This window comes from Halomonas sp. Cn5-12, assembly GCF_021532545.1.
In the GTDB taxonomy this organism is placed as follows: domain Bacteria; phylum Pseudomonadota; class Gammaproteobacteria; order Pseudomonadales; family Halomonadaceae; genus Vreelandella; species Vreelandella aquamarina.
In genome coordinates this window covers 119,424-137,401 of record NZ_JAKGAY010000008.1, presented here as the reverse complement: position 1 = coordinate 137,401, position 17,978 = coordinate 119,424, and the positions used below count along the sequence as shown (strand labels likewise).

The following is a 17,978-nucleotide window of genomic DNA, read 5'->3' as shown; positions in this document are numbered from 1 at the left end:
GCAACCACTCGTCTACCGAAGGCGGCAGCAGGTAATCGGTCTGGCGATCCACAGGGATGAAGCGGCTCATGGCGATCTTCTCAGCTCGGCGATGACGGTGGTCAGTATCTCACGGTGCAACGGAAAGTCCGACAGGCTGCTAGTCATTGAAAGCGACCCCGAAGAATCACAAGGCACGTTGGCAGATCAAGGCTCCGGCCGCCTCTATAACGACCAGCGTGACCGCAGCACCTCCACCTTTGGCCTGGATTGGCTAGAAAGTCGTGATAAGCGCGAAAACTGGAGCAACCGAATTGGTGCGGGTATTCGCCTTCGCATGCCTCTGGACCCTTACGTACGCTTTACCAGTGAGCGGCTTTGGGATATTGGCGACGGCCTCTGGCAGTTAGAGTCTTTCAACCGAGTATCCTGGTTTAATAATGATGGTTACTCAGCGCGTACTACTTGGGACATGGGCCGACCGCTATCGGAAAATCGCCATCTACGCTTCATTACCACGGTTCAATGGCGCGAAGAAGAAGACACCTTAGAATATAGCGAAGTGGCTGAGTTGAATCAGCGACTAAATGACCGCAGCGCCATGCGCTACTCTGCCATTGCGATTGGTGAAAGCGCTTCTAACCCGCGCATGACCAATTACTACCTACAGACGCGCTACCGTCGCGATCTTCATAAAGGGATTCTGTTTGGAGATGTGATTCCTGAACTGCATTTCCAGCGTGAAGATAGCTACGACCCGCGCTGGGCAATGACCGTACGCCTAGAAATGTACTTTCAGCGGGCAATTCAGCGGGACTACTTTGAGTTTTAGCGCTACCTAACACAAGCCCCTAGCCGATGAGCATCAGCGCACTATATGGCCGATGCTCATCGCTTTTTGGTTAAAGCCGCAAACCACCGTCGCATTCAATAATACGCGCAGTGAAGTAGTCGTTATCAAACACAAACGCCACGCTTTGAGCAATATGGTCAGGCCCACCTAAATGCTTTAATGGAACGCTGGCGGCAATTCTTTCCAGCATGTCTGGGCGCATTGAGGCAGTCATCTCAGTCTCGATAAACCCTGGCGCCACAGTGCCGGTGCGAATTCCATAGCGCGCCAGCTCTTTCCCCCACGTCACTGTTAGCGCATGTACCCCCGCCTTTGCCGCTGCGTAGTTACTTTGCCCCATATTACCCGCACGGGAAATACTAGAAATATTGACGATAACGCCTTCGTGCCCAGCCTCGACCATGTGCGTCGCCGCTTCACGCCCACATAGGAATACACCTGTTAGGTTAACGTCCAGCACACGCTGCCATGAAGCGAGCGACATGCGCTTTTCTACAACGCCACCTTTCGCTTTAATCAACATCCCATCGTCAGTAATACCTGCATTATTCACACAGCCACTGACAGGCCCCAAGCGCTGGGCGATATCAGCGAAGACATGCTGAACCGATTGCTCGTCTGCCACATTAGCAACAAATGCATGGGCAGATACCCCCTCAGAACCAAGCGCAGAGACCGCGCCATCTAAAGCCTCTGCACTCATATCAATGAGGGCAATCTGAGCACCCCGCTTGCCTAACCGCTTGGCAATGGCAAACCCTAATCCACGGGCACCACCGGTAATCGCCACCACTTTTTTATCTAATTGCATCTCTTTCTCCTTAAGCAAGCGTGCTGACAGCTAGCGAGTACCAACAACACGCACTCTCTCACCCACATTTGTGCACCGCAGCATATAAGAGCCAGTTTAAAATATCGAGCAGCCTTTGGCTTGCCAAACCACACTTGCTGCTTGTTTTTTATATTTCTGTCACCATATTCAACGATTACGCCTGTTTTGGAGTCGTCCATGCCTATTCTTCTCTTTATTTCGCTGTTCACTCTACTGGACTTTGTGCTGCTTTTTACCATCGGCGGCCAAATAGGCCTGCTAACCACGCTTTTATTAGTGCTAGGCACAGGCTTTATCGGGCTTTACCTCATTCGCAAGGAAGGCGTTTCTACTTTTGCCCGCGCACGCCAGCGCATGCAGATGGGTGAAATACCTTCCCAAGAGCTGCTTACTGGAGCTGCGCTAATCTTTGGTGGGGCGCTTTTGCTCGCCCCGGGGTTTCTATCGGATGCACTGGGCATTGCCTGCCTCATACCCAATGCGCGCCAGTTGCTGATGAAAGCACTGACCTGGGCGGGGCTCAAAACCGCAACGGCCAAGCAACACACTTACCAGAGCGGCTCTTCAGGCTGGGAGCAGAACACTCAGCGCGACTATTCCAACACGCAAAACGGCCCAATTGAGGGAGAGTTTATTAGCGGCGACGATACGCCTCGTCGCCGCTAAGTGCTTATCGCCTTTGCAAACCGCTATTGTGTAATTTTTTTCTTATCCACCCCTTGAAAGGTGTTGGCTAGCCCCCATTTTTGAGTCAGCACACAGGTTCGGTGAAAGCTACGCTTTCGCCATAAACATGAAGGCAACGTGCCTTCACTTTCCGAGGGCTTAGCCCACGGAAATCACTTTAAGCTAACTGCCCTTTTTGGGCTTTGACGAACCTCAGGAGAACGTGAGCATGAATATCCGTCCTTTGCACGATCGCGTTGTGATCCGTCGCGTGGAAGAAGAGCAGAAAACCGCTGGCGGCATCGTGCTACCGGGTAATGCACAGGAAAAACCCACGCGTGGCGAAATCCTGGCTGTTGGCAATGGCCGCATTCTCGACAACGGCGACGTGCGCCCGCTGGATGTAAAAGTTGGCGATACGGTGATTTTCAAAGACGGCTACGGCGTTGAAAAGCAAAAAATCAACGGCGAAGAAGTTCTGATCATGAGCGAAGCCGATATCCTGGCCGTCGTTGAAGGCTAATCCGCATCGGCTACTTACTTTCACTTTTCTATTTCAATATTTAGGAAGTAACGAACATGGCAGCTAAGCAAGTTAAGTTTTCTGATGATGCTCGTAAACGCATGGCGCGCGGCGTCGACATTCTGGCAAACGCCGTAAAAGTTACGCTGGGCCCGAAAGGCCGCAACGTAGTGCTGGACAAGTCGTTTGGCGCACCGACTGTGACCAAAGATGGTGTATCGGTTGCCAAAGAGATCGAACTGAAAGACAAGTTCGAAAACATGGGCGCCCAGATGGTAAAAGAAGTTGCTTCAAAAACTTCTGACGCTGCGGGTGACGGCACCACCACCGCCACCGTTCTGGCTCAAGCGATTGTCGCGGAAGGCCTGAAAGGCGTTACTGCCGGTATGAACCCGATGGATCTTAAGCGCGGCATCGACCAAGCGGTCGCTGCGGCGGTGAAAGAGATCCAGGCAATGTCTGTACCCTGCACCGACACCAAATCCATTGCCCAGGTAGGTACTATCTCTGCCAACGGCGACAAGCGCATTGGCGAAATCATCGCTGAAGCGATGGAAAAAGTCGGTAAAGAAGGCGTCATCACCGTTGATGAAGGTCGCGGCTTTGAAGACGAGCTGGAAGTGGTTGAAGGTATGCAGTTCGATCGCGGCTACCTCTCGCCCTACTTCGTCACCAATCAAGACACCATGACCGTTGAGCTGGAAGACCCTTACATCCTGCTCGTCGACAAGAAAATCTCCAACATCCGCGAACTGCTGCCGGTGCTGGAAGCCGTTGCCAAGCAAGGCAAGCCGCTGGCCATCATCGCCGAAGATATCGAAGGCGAAGCGCTGGCAACGCTGGTCGTGAACAACATGCGTGGCATCGTGAAAGTCGCGGCTGCCAAAGCACCTGGCTTCGGCGACCGTCGCAAAGCCATGCTGCAGGATATCGCTATCCTGACGAACGGCACCGTGATCTCCGAAGAAGTAGGTCTGACCCTTGAGCAGGCAAACCTGGATCACCTGGGTACTGCCAAGCGCATGACCATGTCCAAAGAGAACACCACCATCATCGATGGCGCAGGTGCCGAGGACGACATCGAAGCGCGCGTTAACCAAATCCGCGCGCAAATCGAAGAAACGTCCTCTGACTACGACAAAGAGAAGCTGCAAGAGCGCGTTGCCAAACTGGCAGGCGGCGTTGCCGTTATCCGCGTCGGTGCGGCGACCGAAGTCGAAATGAAAGAGAAGAAGGCCCGCGTCGAAGATGCGCTGCACTCGACTCGCGCTGCCGTAGAAGAAGGCGTCGTACCTGGCGGTGGTACTGCCCTGGTTCGCGTGATGGCCAAAGTACAGGGCCTGACCGGTGACAACGAAGATCAGAACCACGGTATCAACATGGCGCTGCGTGCCATGCAGGCACCGCTGCGTCAGATCGTCACCAACGCGGGCGAAGAAGCCGCTGTGGTCATCAATCGCGTCAAAGATGGTGAAGGCAACTTCGGTTACAACGCACAAACCAGCGAGTACGGCGACCTGTTCGAAATGGGTGTTCTCGACCCGGCAAAAGTAACCCGCACTGCATTGCAGTCTGCTGGTTCCGTTGCTGGCCTGATGATCACCACCGAGTGCATGATCGCCGACGACCCGGAAGAGAAAGAAGCTGCCCCGGATATGGGCGGCATGGGCGGAATGGGTGGCATGGGCGGCATGATGTGATGCACCCATGAGCCTAACGCTCTGACGTTGAACGTCATCAAGAACCCCGCTTCGGCGGGGTTCTTTCATTAGTACCGACGTCATGGCGTCATAAAGCGTGCTACCATCACCGACTTTATTTGGCAGCTTTTAGGTTCGACTTCCCGTGCTTTCCAATATTCGTATCGTGCTGGTGCAAACGTTCCACCCAGGCAACATAGGCGCAACAGCCCGCGCCATGAAAACCATGGGGTTGACGGAGCTCGTGCTGGTCAATCCTCGTACCTTCCCCGATGAAGAAGCCACTCGCCTAGCCGCCGGCGCAACGGACGTATTAGAAAACGCTCGCTGCGTAAAGACACTCGAAGAGGCCGTGAATGACTGCGTGCAAGTGGTCGGTGCCAGCGCTCGGCTGCGCAGCATGCCACTGCCCCATTTCGACGAGCCTGACGAGATGGCCCAGCAAGTCATCGACAACGCCCACCAAGCCCCGGTGGCCCTGGTATTTGGCCGCGAACGCTCCGGGTTGACCAACGATGAGATTCGCTGCTGCAGCCACCAAGTCAGCATTCCCGCCAATCCCGAGTATGGCATTCTCAATCTATCGCAAGCGGTTCAGATTCTAGCCTACGAAGTGCACCGCGCCTGGCGCAAGCGCAACGCCAGCGGCTATGAGTATCAGCGCCCGCTGGAAGCGACGCCGCCTAGTCGCCAACAGTTTGGCTATTTCCAGGAACATCTTGGCCGCTTGATGCAGCAAAGCGGTTTTTTAACCCAGCCCCACGCCCGTACCGAAGAGCAGCTTCAAGCGCTGTTTGCCCGTGCACAGCCTAGCCGCAAAGAGCTGTCCCTACTCCGTGGTCTGCTAAGTGCCTTTGAAGCGCACTTGCCTAAACAGTAACGTCTTATCCACTCAACGCGCTTTCATCAAGCACTTCCATCAAAAAAGGGCAGCCTCAGCGCTGCCCTTTTGGTAAGTATTGAGTGTGCTTAAAGCGTCATGGCCGCCAGCCAACCAAACGCAATCAGCGGAAGGTTATAGTGAAGGAAGGTCGGCACGACGCTATCCCACATATGGTCATGCTGGCCGTCCACGTTCAATCCTGAGGTGGGCCCCAAAGTGGAATCCGAGGCTGGCGACCCCGCATCGCCCAAAGCGGCAGCGGTGCCCACCAGCACTACGGTCGCCATGGGTGAGAAACCAAACTGCACGGCCAGTGGTACGAAGATCGCCGCAATGATGGGAATGGTTGAGAACGAAGAGCCGATGCCCAGGGTAATGAACAGGCCGACCAGCAGCATGACCAAAGCGGCCAAGCCACGATTATCGCCAAACAGATCGAAGGCACCCGCCACCAGCGAGTCGATATCGCCGGTAGCTTTCATGACTTCCGCAAAGCCTGCCGCCGAAATCATGATAAAGCCAATCAAAGCCATCATCCGCATACCGCTGGTGAACAAATCATCAGCCTCGCGCCATTTGAAAATACCACCCAATGACAGCAAGCCGATACCCACCAAGCCTCCAACGATCATCGAGCCAGTGTAGAGCTGAAGGCCTAACGCCGCCACGATCGCCACGCCTGACACGACTAACCCTAAGAGGTGCGGTTCGACAGGCGTGTGCGTCTGGCCATTGAGCGCGGCCACGTCCTTGCTCGCGTAGCTACGCTGGCCGCGATAGCTAAACAGTAGGGCGACCAACAGGCCCATGGCCATACCACCCACCGGAAGCGCCATGGCCATGGGCACCATGCCACGCGAGATTTCCAGCCCTAGTGGCTCTCCGGCACTGTTCAGGTTTGCCAACAAAATATCGTTCAAGAAGATCGCCCCGAATCCTACCGGCAGCAGCATATAGGGTGCCGTAAGACCAAAGGTCAGCGCGCAGGCCACGGCACGGCGGTCGAGTTGCAGGCGATTCATCACCGCCAGCAGCGGTGGAATCAGCACGGGAATGAACGCGATATGGACCGGAATGGCATTTTGTGAGGAGATGGCGACCAGTAACACGGCCACCAACAGCAACATCTTCACCCGCGCTTGGTGGGCGGCGGTCGCCTCTTTACCTAGCAAGGTGATCAATCGATTTGCCAGCATGTCCGGCAACCCAGAACGAGAGATGGCCACGGCAAAAGCGCCTAAGGTTGCGTACGCCAGCGCCACCTGCGCGCCTCCGCCGACGCCCTCGTTGAACGCGCTGAGCGTATCGTCCAGGGAAAGGCCTCCGACCAGCCCCCCTACTAACGCACCGACCACCAGCGCAAATACAACGGACACACGAAGAAGCGACAGTGCCACCATGACGAGCACTGCGAGAATTACTGCATTCATGGAAATACCCAGGGTTATTGGAAGGTCATCAACGCCAAAGGTGGCGGATTTTAACAGATGGGGCGCGCTTAAGCAGGCGAAAGTGACGCTCTCTTTTGGTTACGACTTTAGTCACAACACTATTGCTGCGATGCAATATAATACCTAGTATTCCGGCCTTTGTTTACACGCACCGATGACTAAATTAACAAATACTTTGGAGCCTGTATGGGCATGCTCGCTATTATCGTCTCATTGTTGCTGTTGATGCTGCTGGCCTACCGAGGTATCTCGGTCCTCCTGCTTGCGCCGTTAATGGCCGCGTTAGCGGTTTTACTATCAGGCGACGGCGCTTTTTTACTGCCGATTTACACCGACACCTTCATGGGCGCCCTGGGTAACTATGTTATGCAGTTCTTCCCGCTCTTCTTGCTTGGTGCGCTCTTCGGTCAGTTGATGGCAGATTCAGGCGCCGCGCAGTCCATTTCCAACGGTATCGTCAAGCGGCTGGGCACGCATCACGTGGTGCTGACGGTCGTCATGGCCTGCGCCGTTCTGACCTATGGCGGCGTCTCGCTGTTCGTCGTGGCCTTTGCCATTTACCCGATCAGCCGTGAGCTGTTCCGCCAGGCCAATGTGCCCAAGCGCCTCATCCCCGCCTCCATCGCTCTAGGCTCCTTCACCTTTACCATGACGGCGTTGCCCGGCACGCCAGCCATCCAAAACGCGATTCCCATCCCTTACTTTGGCACCAACAGCTTCGCGGCACCGGGGCTTGGCATCATTGCTGGGTCGATCATGCTAGGCCTAGGAACGTTCTACCTTCAGTCGCGAGTCAAGAAAGCCGCTGCCCAAGGGGAGGGTTACGGTACTCACACGGAGCGTGAAACCGATACCCACAGCGACACCGACACAGCACCCGGCATGCCGCTGGCCATCGCGTTGATCCCACTGGTTATGGTGATTGGCCTCAATGCCCTCTTTACTTACGGGGTATTCCCGGCCATGGACCTGAGCTTCATCAGCGACGCGTTCGATAACGTCACACCCAGCCGACAGACCGGGCTTTGGGCCATTCTGACTGCCCTGCTGAGCGCCTCGGCTTGGCTGATCATCACCCGCTGGCGCCACTGGCAAGACTTGAAAGCCACCATCAATCAAGGCTGCTTTGGTTCGCTGCTACCTATTTTCAACACGGCCTCTGAAGTGGGTTACGGCGCGGTCATCGCCAGCTTGGCAGGCTTTGCCATCCTTCGCGATGCGGTGCTCAATGTCTCCCCCGGCAACCCCCTCATCTCCGAAGCCATGGCCATGAGCGTGCTGGCGGGGATTACCGGCTCCTCATCGGGCGGCTTGTCGATTGCCTTGCAAACCTTGGGTAGCGAGTATCTGGCCATGGCGCAACAGGCTGGCATCGACCCAGAACTCATGCACCGCGTGGCGACGCTGGCCGCGGGCGGCATGGATACGCTCCCCCACTCCGGCGCTGTCATCACACTTCTGGCCATCTGCGGGCTGACCCACCGCCAGTCGTATGGCAATGTCGCCATGGTCACCATCGTGCTCCCCATCGCCGCGCTGATGAGTGTGATTACGCTCGGCACCCTATTTGGAAGCTTCTAAAGTCGCCAATGCCATGCGATAGTTGATTAACGCGTTAATCAATCCACCATAAGAGACGTGCCATGGCCCTTCAGAAACACCATACGCTACTGTTGATCGTGCTCGCCAGCTTGGTTATTTCCACGGCCATGGGGCTACGTCATGGGTTCGGGCTGTTTCTCGAGCCCATGAGCAGCGATTTCGGCTGGGGGCGCGGCATCTTTGCGTTCGCACTGGCCGTCCAAAACCTCATTTGGGGGCTGTCCCAGCCGTTTACCGGGGCGCTGGCCGACCGTTTTGGCGCGGCCAAAATCATCGTGGCGGGCGGCATCCTCTACGTACTGGGGCTCTGCTTCATGAGCCTCTCGAGCAGCGCGCTCGGCATGACTGTCAGCGCGGGTCTGCTGATTGGCTTCGGCCTATCGGGAACGACGTTTTCGGTGATTCTGGGCGCCGTCGGCCGGGCCGTTCCCGCTGAGAAGCGCAGCATGGCCATGGGGATCGTCAGTGCGGCGGGCTCGTTTGGTCAATTTGCCATGCTGCCCGGCACGCTGGGATTGATCGAGTGGCTAGGCTGGTCCTCTGCGCTGTTGGCCATGGGGGCGATTGCCGCACTCATGATACCGCTGGGCGCCATGCTCAAAGACCGGCCCAGCCCCAAGGCTCTGGGCGACTTAAGCCTGCGCGATGCGCTTAATGAAGCGGCGGGGCAAAAAGGATTTTGGCTACTTTGCCTGGGCTTTTTCGTCTGCGGCTTCCAAGTGGTATTCATTGCGGTCCACTTGCCGGGCTACCTGTTCGATAACGGCTTGGCCGTCCAAGTCGGCACCACGGTGCTCGCGCTGGTGGGCCTGTTCAATATCGTGGGCACCTACACCGCTGGCTGGATGGGAGGTATCTGGTCGAAACCGCGCCTATTGAGCTGGCTTTACCTCATCCGGGGCGTGATCATCACGGCTTTTATCGCCCTGCCCCTGACGACGACCAGCGCTTATCTCTTCGGGATCGCCATGGGGCTGTTATGGCTCTCCACCGTTCCGCTCACCAACGGTATCGTCGCATCGGTGTTTGGCGTTCGCCATCTCTCGATGTTGGGTGGTATCGTGTTTCTCTTTCATCAGCTGGGCTCGTTCATGGGCGTGTGGCTGGGTGGATTTTTGTACGACCTCACCGGCCACTACGATACGGTGTGGCAGATTGCCATCGTGCTGTCCGTGGTCGCCGCCGCGCTCCACTGGTTCATCAGTGAGAAGCCGCTGGCACGCCCCTCTGCGGGACAGGTGACGACATGATGCGTTCCAGTCTATGGTGGAGTTTGATTGCTCTACCGATAGTGAGTGGCTTGATATTGCTGGCATGGTGGGGCTGGCACGCACTAGACCCTTCGATGCTGCTGTTAGGTAGCCAACTTTGTTGACTAGAGAACACTCGCAACGTGTCCTAGATCAAAAGAAACGACATGCGTAACCATTACACTGATGAGCATAGACGTATCAGCCATTAAAAAAGGGCGCTAATGAACTTTATCCACTCTCTCGCCCTGCAGATCAAAAACAGCCTTCGGGATTTGCTACCCGTTGTGCTGGTTATGAGCTTCTTTCAAACGCTCGTCATCCAACAACCTCTCCCCGATACATTGGCGCTTTTCGATTTAGCACTAGGGCTACTGTTTGTAGTGATCGGGCTAACGCTCTTCATCAAGGGGCTAGAGCTGGGACTGTTTCCTTTAGGAGAGAACCTTGCACGTGCTTTCGTTCATAAAGGTTCTGTCGTTTGGCTCCTTCTATTTGCTTTTGCACTGGGGTTTGGATCCACCGTCGCAGAGCCAGCACTGATTGCCGTGGCGGCTCGTGCAGCGATTGTCGTCTCCGAAAGCGGTCTGATCGAGAATAGCAGTCTCGCCCAAACGTCCTTTGCGTTCACGCTCCGCATGATCGTAGCGCTTTCCGTAGGAACCGCCGTGGTCGTTGGCGTACTGCGTATCTTTAAAGGCTGGCCGCTGCATTTGATGATCATTGGTGGTTATATTCTTGTACTACTCTTGACGCCGTTAGCGCCTGCTGAGCTCGTTGGCATTGCTTATGATTCGGGCGGTGTCACGACATCGACCATTACCGTCCCTCTAGTTACGGCACTCGGTGTTGGCTTGGCCACGGCCATCAAAGGCCGCAACCCTATGCTGGACGGCTTTGGTTTGATTGCATTTGCTTCCGTTATGCCCATCATTTTCGTACTGCTTTTCGGTATTGTTGGCCTTGATCTCGTTGCAGAGGGAAGATCATGAATATGCTGGCTATTTTTTGGGGGACGCTACGCGATATTCTTCCCATCGTGGCGATTATTTTTGGCTTCCAATATTTGGTGATCCGCAAGCCGGTCAAACGGTTTCTAAAGGTCGCTATTGGTTTTTTCATGGTATGGGTAGGACTTTCTTTCTTTTTGATAGGGCTAGAGCAAGCCCTGTTTCCCATGGGTGAGTTGATGGCCAGCCAATTGACGCACCCCGATTTTCTACCTGCCATGACAGAGGGGGCTCAGCGGCATTGGAGCGACTACTACTGGGTCTATATTTTCGCGTTTACGATTGGCGCAAGCACTACGATTGCCGAGCCATCGCTGATCGCGGTGTCGATCAAAGCTGGCGAAATATCCGGTGGTACGATCAACCCTTTTACCCTGCGGCTCGCCGTTGCCCTCGGCATGGCCTTTGGAATCACCCTGGGCGCATGGCGCATCGTCATGGGCCTACCTTTGCAGTGGTTCGTGCTAGGAGCCTACTGCCTAGTGATTGTCCAAACCCTGCGATCCCCAAAGTCGATTATCCCTCTTGCATTCGATGCCGGGGGCGTCACGACATCGACCATTACCGTGCCGATCATCGCCGCGCTAGGTCTTGGATTAGCCTCCTCGATACCCGGTCGTAGCGCGTTAATGGATGGCTTTGGAATGATCGCGCTTGCCTGCCTATTCCCTATTATAACGGTGATGGGATACGCCCAAATTGCTCGATGGCAAAGCAATAGGCCATCGAAAATACAGCCGCTCTCAGGCACGTCAGTGACAAAGTCTCATCAAGGAGATACCCATGCGCTTTAAACTCATTGTCGCGCTTGTAGAAGATGAGCTAAGCGACCAGATACTTCAGGCAGCTAGAGATGCTGGAGCCACCGGCGCCACTGTCATCAATAACGCGCGTGGCGAAGGCTTAAAAAAAGCAAAAGGCATTTTTGGCATGGACATTACGTCGCAACGTGACGTGCTGCTCTTTTTAGTGGAGGAGCATATTAGCCGTTCAATTCTCGAAGCGATCGCGGAAGTGGGTGCATTTGACGACACGTCGGGAACAGGCATCGCCTTTCAGCTAGACGTCGAGGATGCGGTAGGCGTCGCACACCAAGTGAAATCCCTCGAAGATGCATTCGATCAACCGCTAGGCTAGAGAGAGGCTTTAACAATGGCAAGCTCATCACTGACGGAGCGCACTGCCCAGGACGTCATGCACTCCCGCTATGTGACGACCGATGGTTTTATGACCGTTACTGACGGCATTGAACTAATGAGGCAATACGATGCCACCGCTATCATCGTTGATAGGCGCGATGAGAAAGATGAACTGGGGCTTGTGTTAGCCTCTGATATTGCTAAAAAAGTGCTCGCAGTCAATCGCTCTGCAGACCGTGTAAGCCTTTACGAAATCATGAGCAAACCGATCATTAGCGTCCGTCCGGAAATGAATATTCGCTATTGCGCTCGCCTGTTTGCTCAGTTTGGTTTATCCCAAGCACCGGTCGTCGATGCAAAACACAGCGTCATTGGGATCATCGACTACCCACGGCTCGTCATCGGGTGGGAAACTAATTAGCGCCTCCCAAGCTTCGATGCCGCCAAAGCCGCATCAGCACACCGTGCTTTGGCGAAAACAGCAGCGCCGTGAAGAAGCACCCCGTTGCTACCAAGACGATGGTGCCACCGGACGCTACGTCAAACGCAAACGAGAGCCATAGCCCCAACACGGCAGACCCCACCCCAATCCCCACGGAGATAAACAGCATCGTTTTGAAGCGGTCGGTCAGCAAGTGGGCCGTGGCGCCCGGCGTAATCAGCATGGCCACCACGAGGATGATACCGACGGTTTCCAAACTGGCCACGATGGTGAGCGTGAGCAGTAGAATCAAACCGTAATGTATCACTCCCGTATTGAAGCCAAGCGCTTGGGCCTGCGTGGGATCGAAGGCGTAAAGCATGAGCGGACGATAAGCCAGCCATACCACCAACAGCGCAACAAGGCTGGCCGCCAACGTGAGCAATAGTGCCGACTGCTGCACTCCGAGCACGTTGCCAAACAGGATATGCATCAAGTGAGTGCTAGAGGCGATCTTACTGATCAAGACCACGCCCAGCGCAAATGCCCCGGTAAACATGATCCCCATGGCGGCATCGGATTTGATGCGCGTGTGCCGCTCGATTGCCCCAATACCGAGCGACGTCAGCGCTCCAGTGACGAAGGCACCGATAAAAAAAGGCAGGCCCAGCAGGTAGGCAACCGCCACCCCAGGCAGCACCGCATGAGAGATCGCATCCCCCAGCAACGACCAACGCTTGAGCACGACGTAACACGAAAGCATGCCGCAGATGGCTCCCACCATCATCGACGTGAGCAGCGCACGCTGCATGAAGGCGTACTGAAACGCCTCTGATACGCTGTCGGGCATTAGGTTCACGGGCACCATCAGCGCCGCAATGAGCCCCGCCACCAGCGCACTACTCCAAACATCCAACGTTTCTAACATTCAAGTCGCCTATTCTTTGCTGGCAAATGCAGGAAGGCGGACACGCCCGACATCCGCTGGAGAATTTGCAATAGAACTCACCGCAAGTTCGGCCAACTTGCTATCGCTCAGCATTTCGTCGGGCGCGCCCTCGCCGCGAATGAATCGATTGATCAGTACCACATGGTCCACGTAGCGACGCGCGCCCGGCATATCGTGCGTCACCATCACGATGGTTCGCCCGGCTTCGCGTTCGCGTTTGAGCACGTCGAGAATGAGTCGCTCGCTAGGTGGGTCGACCCCCGCGAGCGGCTCATCGAGCAGCAGGATACTCGCCTCTTGCGCTAACGCACGCGCTAGCAGCACGCGTTTTTTTTGTCCGCCCGATAAGGCCCCGATCGGCCGCTCGGCATATGCCAGCATATCAACGTCGTTTAACGCCTTTTCCACCGCATCACGATGCCGTGACGAATGCCAACGCGCAGGAAGCAGCCTCCGCCACCACGCATCTTGACGCATGTGGCCATAGCGGGCGCTCATCACGGTTTCCCACACCGAAATAGGGAAGTCCCACTCGATGGCCTCTCGCTGGGCCATGTAGGCAATGCGCCCGGCTTTTCGATGATGCTCGATGGCTTGACCAAATGCCGTCACGCGGCCGCGTAAGGGTTTCATACTACCGGTCAGCACGTGAAACAGCGTCGACTTGCCTGCGCCGTTCGGCCCGACGATGGCCGTCCAACGCCCGCTTGGCAGCGAGAGGTGGATATCCTCTAGCACGGGCTGACGCTGGTAAGCCGCATAGACACCGCTCACATCGATGGCGCTGGCGGGTTGAGACGGTAGTGAGGACATCGTGATTTACTCGCTAGCCAAGTAGCGACGCAGCAAGGCAACGTTATGACGCTGCATGGCAAAGTAATCGGCAGCCTCCCCGTCAGGCTCACTCAACGAGTCGACATACAGCGGCCCGGCAACGGGAAGCCCCGTATCACGTGCGATACTGGTCACATGGCGGTCAGAAATCGTGCTTTCCCAAAACAGTGCCGCCGGTTGACGCTCGTTGATTCGATCGATGACCCGCATCAACTGACGCGGAGAGCCCTCTGTTTCGGCATTGGTCCCCCAAACGCCGTCGTGCTCGAACCGATACGCGTCGGCAAAGTAGAGAAAGGCTGCTTCACTGGATAGCAGCACGCGGCGCTCTTCGGGAATGGCTTCGAGCGTTTCTTGGAGCTCGACATGTAGGTCGTGCAGTTGCGCTTCCAGTGCCGCTGCACGCTGCTGAATCGCATCGGCTTGATGGGGCAGGCTATCCTCCAACGTGTTGGCAATGGCTTGTACATAGGCACTGGCAGCCCGAGGGTCCATCCACAGGTGTGGGTCCACGTCGCCTTCCATCTCACCGGTGACGATCGTTTGCGTCGGGTAACCCGACGCCTCTGCCACGGCGATCATAGGTATGTCATCGTTGACCGTCGCCGATACTTGGCGCATCCACTGCTCGAGCTGATAGCCGTTATAAAAAACGATGTCGGCGTCCTCGAGCGCAGCAAAATTATCTGGGGTTAGCTCCCACTCGTGCACTTCGGCGTTGATCGGTGTCAGCACCGTGACGTTCGCATCATCGCCGGCCACTTTCTTCACCAAGTCGCCAAGAACTGAAAACGTCACGGCAATCTCGATGGGCGGATTTTGCAACTCATCGGCCTGAGCACTGGTCAAAACGCCACACCAGGCGAACGGCACGCTCAAAGCTGCTAGCAAGTATGGTTTAGCCACTGGATCTCTCTTCTGTGCTAGGCTCGTGTTACAGATAACTTTAGCTCAACAAAAAAGCAATGTGCAAACAGTTTAGCCTTGGCTAACAATTATCTTCAAAAATGCGCTACCATCGCCAATTAACGTTTCCACTAACTTTGATAACCTTTGCCAATGAGTGATCACCAACAGCGGCGCACCTCCTCCCCCTCTGGACACAGTGGTGATGCACTACCGCCTGTGGAACAGCACGCACAGCAGTATGAAACGGTGCGCAATGCACACGAAACCGAGTTGATCGAAGATTATGTCGAGCTAATTGGCGATTTAATTCGGCATCGCGGCGAGGCACGCGCCGCCGATATCGCCAATCGTATGGCAGTAAGCCAAGCAACCGTATCGAAAATGATTCGTCGCTTGAATGAACTAGGATTAGTGACCAGCAAGCCCTATCGCTCGCTTTTTTTGACCGAAGAGGGTCAGAAAATGGCGGAAACGTCTCGGGCTCGCCACGACATTGTATTGCACTTTTTACGGGCGCTCGGCGTAGATGACAGTACGGCAAGAATTGATGCCGAAGGGATGGAGCATCACGTCAGCGATAAGACGCTCACCATCATGCAGCGCTTCACCGAACAGCAGATTAAGTAGCCGCCCTCTCTCCCTAACGGGGCAGCCGAAGGTCCCACATTTTCAACCCACCATTAACCCTAAGGCTGCTACAACTTAACTTAAATAGAAAACACCAGCCACTTTTTCCCGACCTCGACATCGGTCAACAGAAAAGTGGATGCCCACGGTCAGGGGCATTGAAGATCTCATAAATCATTGAGGTGCAACGATATGATTGCAGCCAACCTTACAGCCGACTCATTGATAGAAATTAATTTAGACTATGTGACGTCGCGTAGGGAAGGCTAGAAATGGAGGCGACCCCAAAAGCCACATCCCGGCACACGCAGCCACCACTACCGTTGCTCCCTTCCGGGCCTGGCGGGGTTCGCAGTTTAGCGTTGCGGGAGGACCTAAGGGGCCACCATAGTCGCATGCGTTTGAATGCATACTGACGCTGATTGGTGGCTACGCCCTGATTTGAACAGGGGACCCCATCATTATGAGTGATGTGCTCTAACCAACTGAGCTACGTAGCCTTTCCGACATCAGCGGGTGCAGAGTATGCCTATATTAGCGGCAAAAGGCAAGCCGAAATGGCCTGCCTTTTCATACGCTCAGCGCACGCGCTTACAACGCCGACTGTACGGCAGGTAACGCGTCGCCGCCATCACGCGTCGTCACGCCTTCCAACCACGCCTCCAATACATCGGGATGTGCACTCAGGTAGTCACGCGCCGCTTCGCGAGGCTCGACCCCCTCGTCCATGATGGCGCTCATCAGCTGGTTTTCCATCTCCAGCGTGAACGTCATGTTGCTCAGCAACTCACCGACGTTTGGGCAGGACTCGACGAAACCAGTGCGAGTATTAGTGTAGACCGTCGCGCCTCCGAGATTCGGGCCAAAATAGTCGTCTGCATCAGACAGGTACGCCATCTCGAAATTGGTGTTCATGGGGTGCGGCTCCCAACCCAGGAAAACCATCCACTTTTCATTGGGAACCCGAGCGCTCAACTCGGCCAGCATGCCCGCCTCGCTGGAGTCGATTACTTGCCAGTCACCTAGCCCATAGGCGTCATCATCAATCATCTGCTGGATGAGTTCGTTACCGTCATTACCTGCTTCAATGCCGTGAATGCGTTGCTCAAACTGCTCTGCGTGCTCGGCTAAATCGTTAACAGAAGTCACGCCAGCGTCATACACATACTGAGGCACCGCCAAGGTATATTTAGCGCCTTCAAGGTTGGCGACTAAGCGCTCCACTTCTCCACGCTCAATATAGGGGTCACTGATAGAGGCCATCGACGGCATCCAGTTACCCAAAAACACATCAAAATCGTTATTACGCATACCTGCATAAGCGATGGGAACCGAGACGGTATCTACACGCGGCTCGTAGCCAAGCGCTTCGAGTACTTCGCTGGCCAGCGCTGTGGTCGCCGTAATATCAGTCCAACCCACCTCAGCAAAACGAACGCTACTGCATTCATTAGCAAAAGCCGAGACGGGTAAAAAAGCGGTGACAAATAAAGTACCCAAACGACGCGTTGTTACTTGTTTCATAAAGCTCTTCTCTCATGATCTGTTTTATTGACACACGCTCTGCAAACCGTACTGATGCAGAGGTGAGAAGCGATCAGGCATACTTTTATTAATTGAACGTTCAATAAAAAAATGCCATCATACTCAGGTAACCATGCCTACTCCTGCTTTTCAAGGTTAGGAGCCAATGGGCATTCAACGTCATTAGGAGATAGCTGTGCCTAAGGTGGGAATGGAACCAATACGCCGCCAGCAGTTAATCAAGGCCACCATGGCGGCCATTGATGAGGTTGGCCTTGCCGAAGCGACGGTGATGCGCATCGCCCGTCACGCGGGGGTTTCCGCAGGCATTATCAGCCACTACTTTGGCGGTAAAGATGGCCTGCTCGAAGCCACGATGCGACAAATTTTGACGGACTTAAGCGATGCCGTCGCCGCGCGGCGCCATGCGTTAGAAGACGATTCACCGCGTGCGCACATTGGCGCCATTATTGAAGGCAACTTTGATCGCACCCAGGTCACCGGACCCGCCGCTAAGACGTGGTTAGCCTTCTGGGCCAGCAGCATGCACAAGCCCGTACTTCAGCGGCTTCAGTATGTGAACGACCGTCGTCTTTACGCCAACCTATGTCATCAATTTCAACGTGTCATGCCCAAAGCGGATGCCCGCAACGCCGCTCGTGGCCTAGCCGCCATGATCGATGGTTTATGGCTGCGCGGTGCGTTAACGCCTGAAGGCCTGGATGCCGCAGAAGCGCGCCATCTTGCGCACACCTATCTCGACCAGTTACTGACTCATTACGGATGCTCTCAAGACGCATCCACTGCCGATTTTAAATAAGGAGAT

18 protein-coding genes, 1 tRNA gene, 1 other RNA gene and 1 pseudogene are annotated in these 17,978 nt (G+C 55.3%); 13 read left to right on the top strand and 8 right to left on the bottom strand.

Going from position 1 to position 17,978, the window contains the following annotated elements:
* Positions 1 to 130: 130 nt before the first annotated feature.
* Positions 131 to 811: pseudogene (locus L1249_RS07090) on the top strand (hypothetical protein); the annotation flags it as partial.
* 70 nt (positions 812 to 881) lie between these two features.
* On the opposite strand, the gene L1249_RS07085 reads toward L1249_RS07090, so the two are convergent.
* Positions 882 to 1,643: an SDR family oxidoreductase gene (locus L1249_RS07085; RefSeq protein ID WP_137092881.1), complete on the bottom strand. Its 762-nt coding sequence runs from the start codon at positions 1,641 to 1,643 to the stop codon at positions 882 to 884.
* Between the two features lie 198 nt (positions 1,644 to 1,841).
* Between L1249_RS07085 and L1249_RS07080 the strand changes: the two genes are divergently transcribed.
* The 4 genes from L1249_RS07080 to L1249_RS07065 all read left to right on the top strand — a co-directional run bounded on the left by L1249_RS07080 (position 1,842) and on the right by L1249_RS07065 (position 5,433).
* Complete coding sequence (locus L1249_RS07080) at positions 1,842 to 2,330, top strand: FxsA family protein (protein ID WP_044628008.1); 489 nt, start codon at positions 1,842 to 1,844, stop codon at positions 2,328 to 2,330.
* Between the two features lie 229 nt (positions 2,331 to 2,559).
* A complete protein-coding gene (locus L1249_RS07075; RefSeq protein WP_044628009.1) occupies positions 2,560 to 2,853 on the top strand; it encodes a co-chaperone GroES in 294 nt (97 codons plus the stop codon).
* A 56-nt stretch (positions 2,854 to 2,909) separates the two neighbouring features.
* Positions 2,910 to 4,553, top strand: coding sequence for a chaperonin GroEL (groL, locus tag L1249_RS07070; RefSeq protein ID WP_137092879.1), 1,644 nt, complete (start codon positions 2,910 to 2,912; stop codon positions 4,551 to 4,553).
* 145 nt (positions 4,554 to 4,698) lie between these two features.
* Entirely contained in the window at positions 4,699 to 5,433 is a 735-nt protein-coding gene (locus L1249_RS07065; protein ID WP_044628011.1) for an RNA methyltransferase, read from the top strand.
* 89 nt (positions 5,434 to 5,522) lie between these two features.
* Here L1249_RS07065 and L1249_RS07060 read toward each other — a convergent pair whose 3' ends face one another.
* A complete protein-coding gene (locus L1249_RS07060) occupies positions 5,523 to 6,866 on the bottom strand; it encodes a Na+/H+ antiporter family protein (RefSeq protein ID WP_089675697.1) in 1,344 nt (447 codons plus the stop codon).
* A gap of 207 nt (positions 6,867 to 7,073) precedes the next feature.
* On the opposite strand from L1249_RS07060, the gene L1249_RS07055 reads away from it, so the two are divergent.
* The 6 genes from L1249_RS07055 to L1249_RS07030 all read left to right on the top strand — a co-directional run bounded on the left by L1249_RS07055 (position 7,074) and on the right by L1249_RS07030 (position 12,309).
* A complete protein-coding gene (locus tag L1249_RS07055; RefSeq protein WP_235253465.1) occupies positions 7,074 to 8,468 on the top strand; it encodes a GntP family permease in 1,395 nt (464 codons plus the stop codon).
* A 62-nt stretch (positions 8,469 to 8,530) separates the two neighbouring features.
* Complete coding sequence (locus L1249_RS07050) at positions 8,531 to 9,739, top strand: MFS transporter (protein WP_058577755.1); 1,209 nt, start codon at positions 8,531 to 8,533, stop codon at positions 9,737 to 9,739.
* Between the two features lie 224 nt (positions 9,740 to 9,963).
* Positions 9,964 to 10,731 carry a DUF1538 domain-containing protein gene (locus tag L1249_RS07045; RefSeq protein ID WP_058577756.1) on the top strand — a complete coding sequence of 256 codons (768 nt, stop codon included), beginning with the start codon at positions 9,964 to 9,966 and terminating at the stop codon, positions 10,729 to 10,731.
* Entirely contained in the window at positions 10,728 to 11,543 is an 816-nt protein-coding gene (gene umpB, locus L1249_RS07040) for a Na,Li,K/H(+) antiporter subunit UmpB (protein WP_137092877.1), read from the top strand. Before L1249_RS07045 ends, umpB begins: the two co-directional genes overlap by 4 nt.
* The gene (locus tag L1249_RS07035; RefSeq protein ID WP_044628015.1) at positions 11,533 to 11,886 is read left to right on the top strand and encodes a P-II family nitrogen regulator; all 354 of its coding nucleotides are present in this window, start codon (positions 11,533 to 11,535) and stop codon (positions 11,884 to 11,886) included. Before umpB ends, L1249_RS07035 begins: the two co-directional genes overlap by 11 nt.
* A gap of 15 nt (positions 11,887 to 11,901) precedes the next feature.
* The gene (locus L1249_RS07030) at positions 11,902 to 12,309 is read left to right on the top strand and encodes a CBS domain-containing protein (protein ID WP_044628016.1); all 408 of its coding nucleotides are present in this window, start codon (positions 11,902 to 11,904) and stop codon (positions 12,307 to 12,309) included.
* Here L1249_RS07030 and L1249_RS07025 read toward each other — a convergent pair.
* From L1249_RS07025 to L1249_RS07015, 3 genes are read right to left on the bottom strand one after another with little or no spacing between them, the layout of a single operon-like run.
* Positions 12,302 to 13,237 carry a metal ABC transporter permease gene (locus tag L1249_RS07025; RefSeq protein ID WP_044628017.1) on the bottom strand — a complete coding sequence of 312 codons (936 nt, stop codon included), beginning with the start codon at positions 13,235 to 13,237 and terminating at the stop codon, positions 12,302 to 12,304. The genes L1249_RS07030 and L1249_RS07025 overlap by 8 nt on opposite strands.
* 9 nt (positions 13,238 to 13,246) lie before the next feature.
* Complete coding sequence (locus L1249_RS07020; protein ID WP_044628018.1) at positions 13,247 to 14,071, bottom strand: metal ABC transporter ATP-binding protein; 825 nt, start codon at positions 14,069 to 14,071, stop codon at positions 13,247 to 13,249.
* Positions 14,072 to 14,077: 6 nt separating this feature from the next.
* On the bottom strand, positions 14,078 to 14,998 hold the full coding sequence (locus L1249_RS07015; RefSeq protein WP_228168594.1) for a metal ABC transporter substrate-binding protein: 921 nt from the start codon (positions 14,996 to 14,998) through the stop codon (positions 14,078 to 14,080).
* Between the two features lie 153 nt (positions 14,999 to 15,151).
* Here L1249_RS07015 and mntR point away from each other — a divergent pair, with 153 nt between their 5' ends.
* Complete coding sequence (gene mntR, locus L1249_RS07010; protein WP_054641501.1) at positions 15,152 to 15,628, top strand: manganese-binding transcriptional regulator MntR; 477 nt, start codon at positions 15,152 to 15,154, stop codon at positions 15,626 to 15,628.
* Positions 15,629 to 15,910: 282 nt separating this feature from the next.
* Here the strand turns inward: mntR and ffs are convergent.
* From ffs to L1249_RS06995, 3 genes are all read right to left on the bottom strand, one after another.
* An RNA gene (gene ffs, locus L1249_RS07005) (signal recognition particle sRNA small type) lies at positions 15,911 to 16,007 on the bottom strand.
* Positions 16,008 to 16,051: 44 nt separating this feature from the next.
* Positions 16,052 to 16,128: transfer RNA gene (locus tag L1249_RS07000), tRNA-Met, on the bottom strand.
* A 91-nt stretch (positions 16,129 to 16,219) separates the two neighbouring features.
* Complete coding sequence (locus tag L1249_RS06995) at positions 16,220 to 17,152, bottom strand: choline ABC transporter substrate-binding protein (protein ID WP_228168593.1); 933 nt, start codon at positions 17,150 to 17,152, stop codon at positions 16,220 to 16,222.
* 196 nt (positions 17,153 to 17,348) lie between these two features.
* On the opposite strand from L1249_RS06995, the gene betI reads away from it, so the two are divergent.
* Positions 17,349 to 17,972, top strand: coding sequence for a transcriptional regulator BetI (gene betI, locus L1249_RS06990; protein ID WP_228168592.1), 624 nt, complete (start codon positions 17,349 to 17,351; stop codon positions 17,970 to 17,972).
* Positions 17,973 to 17,978 lie beyond the last annotated feature (6 nt).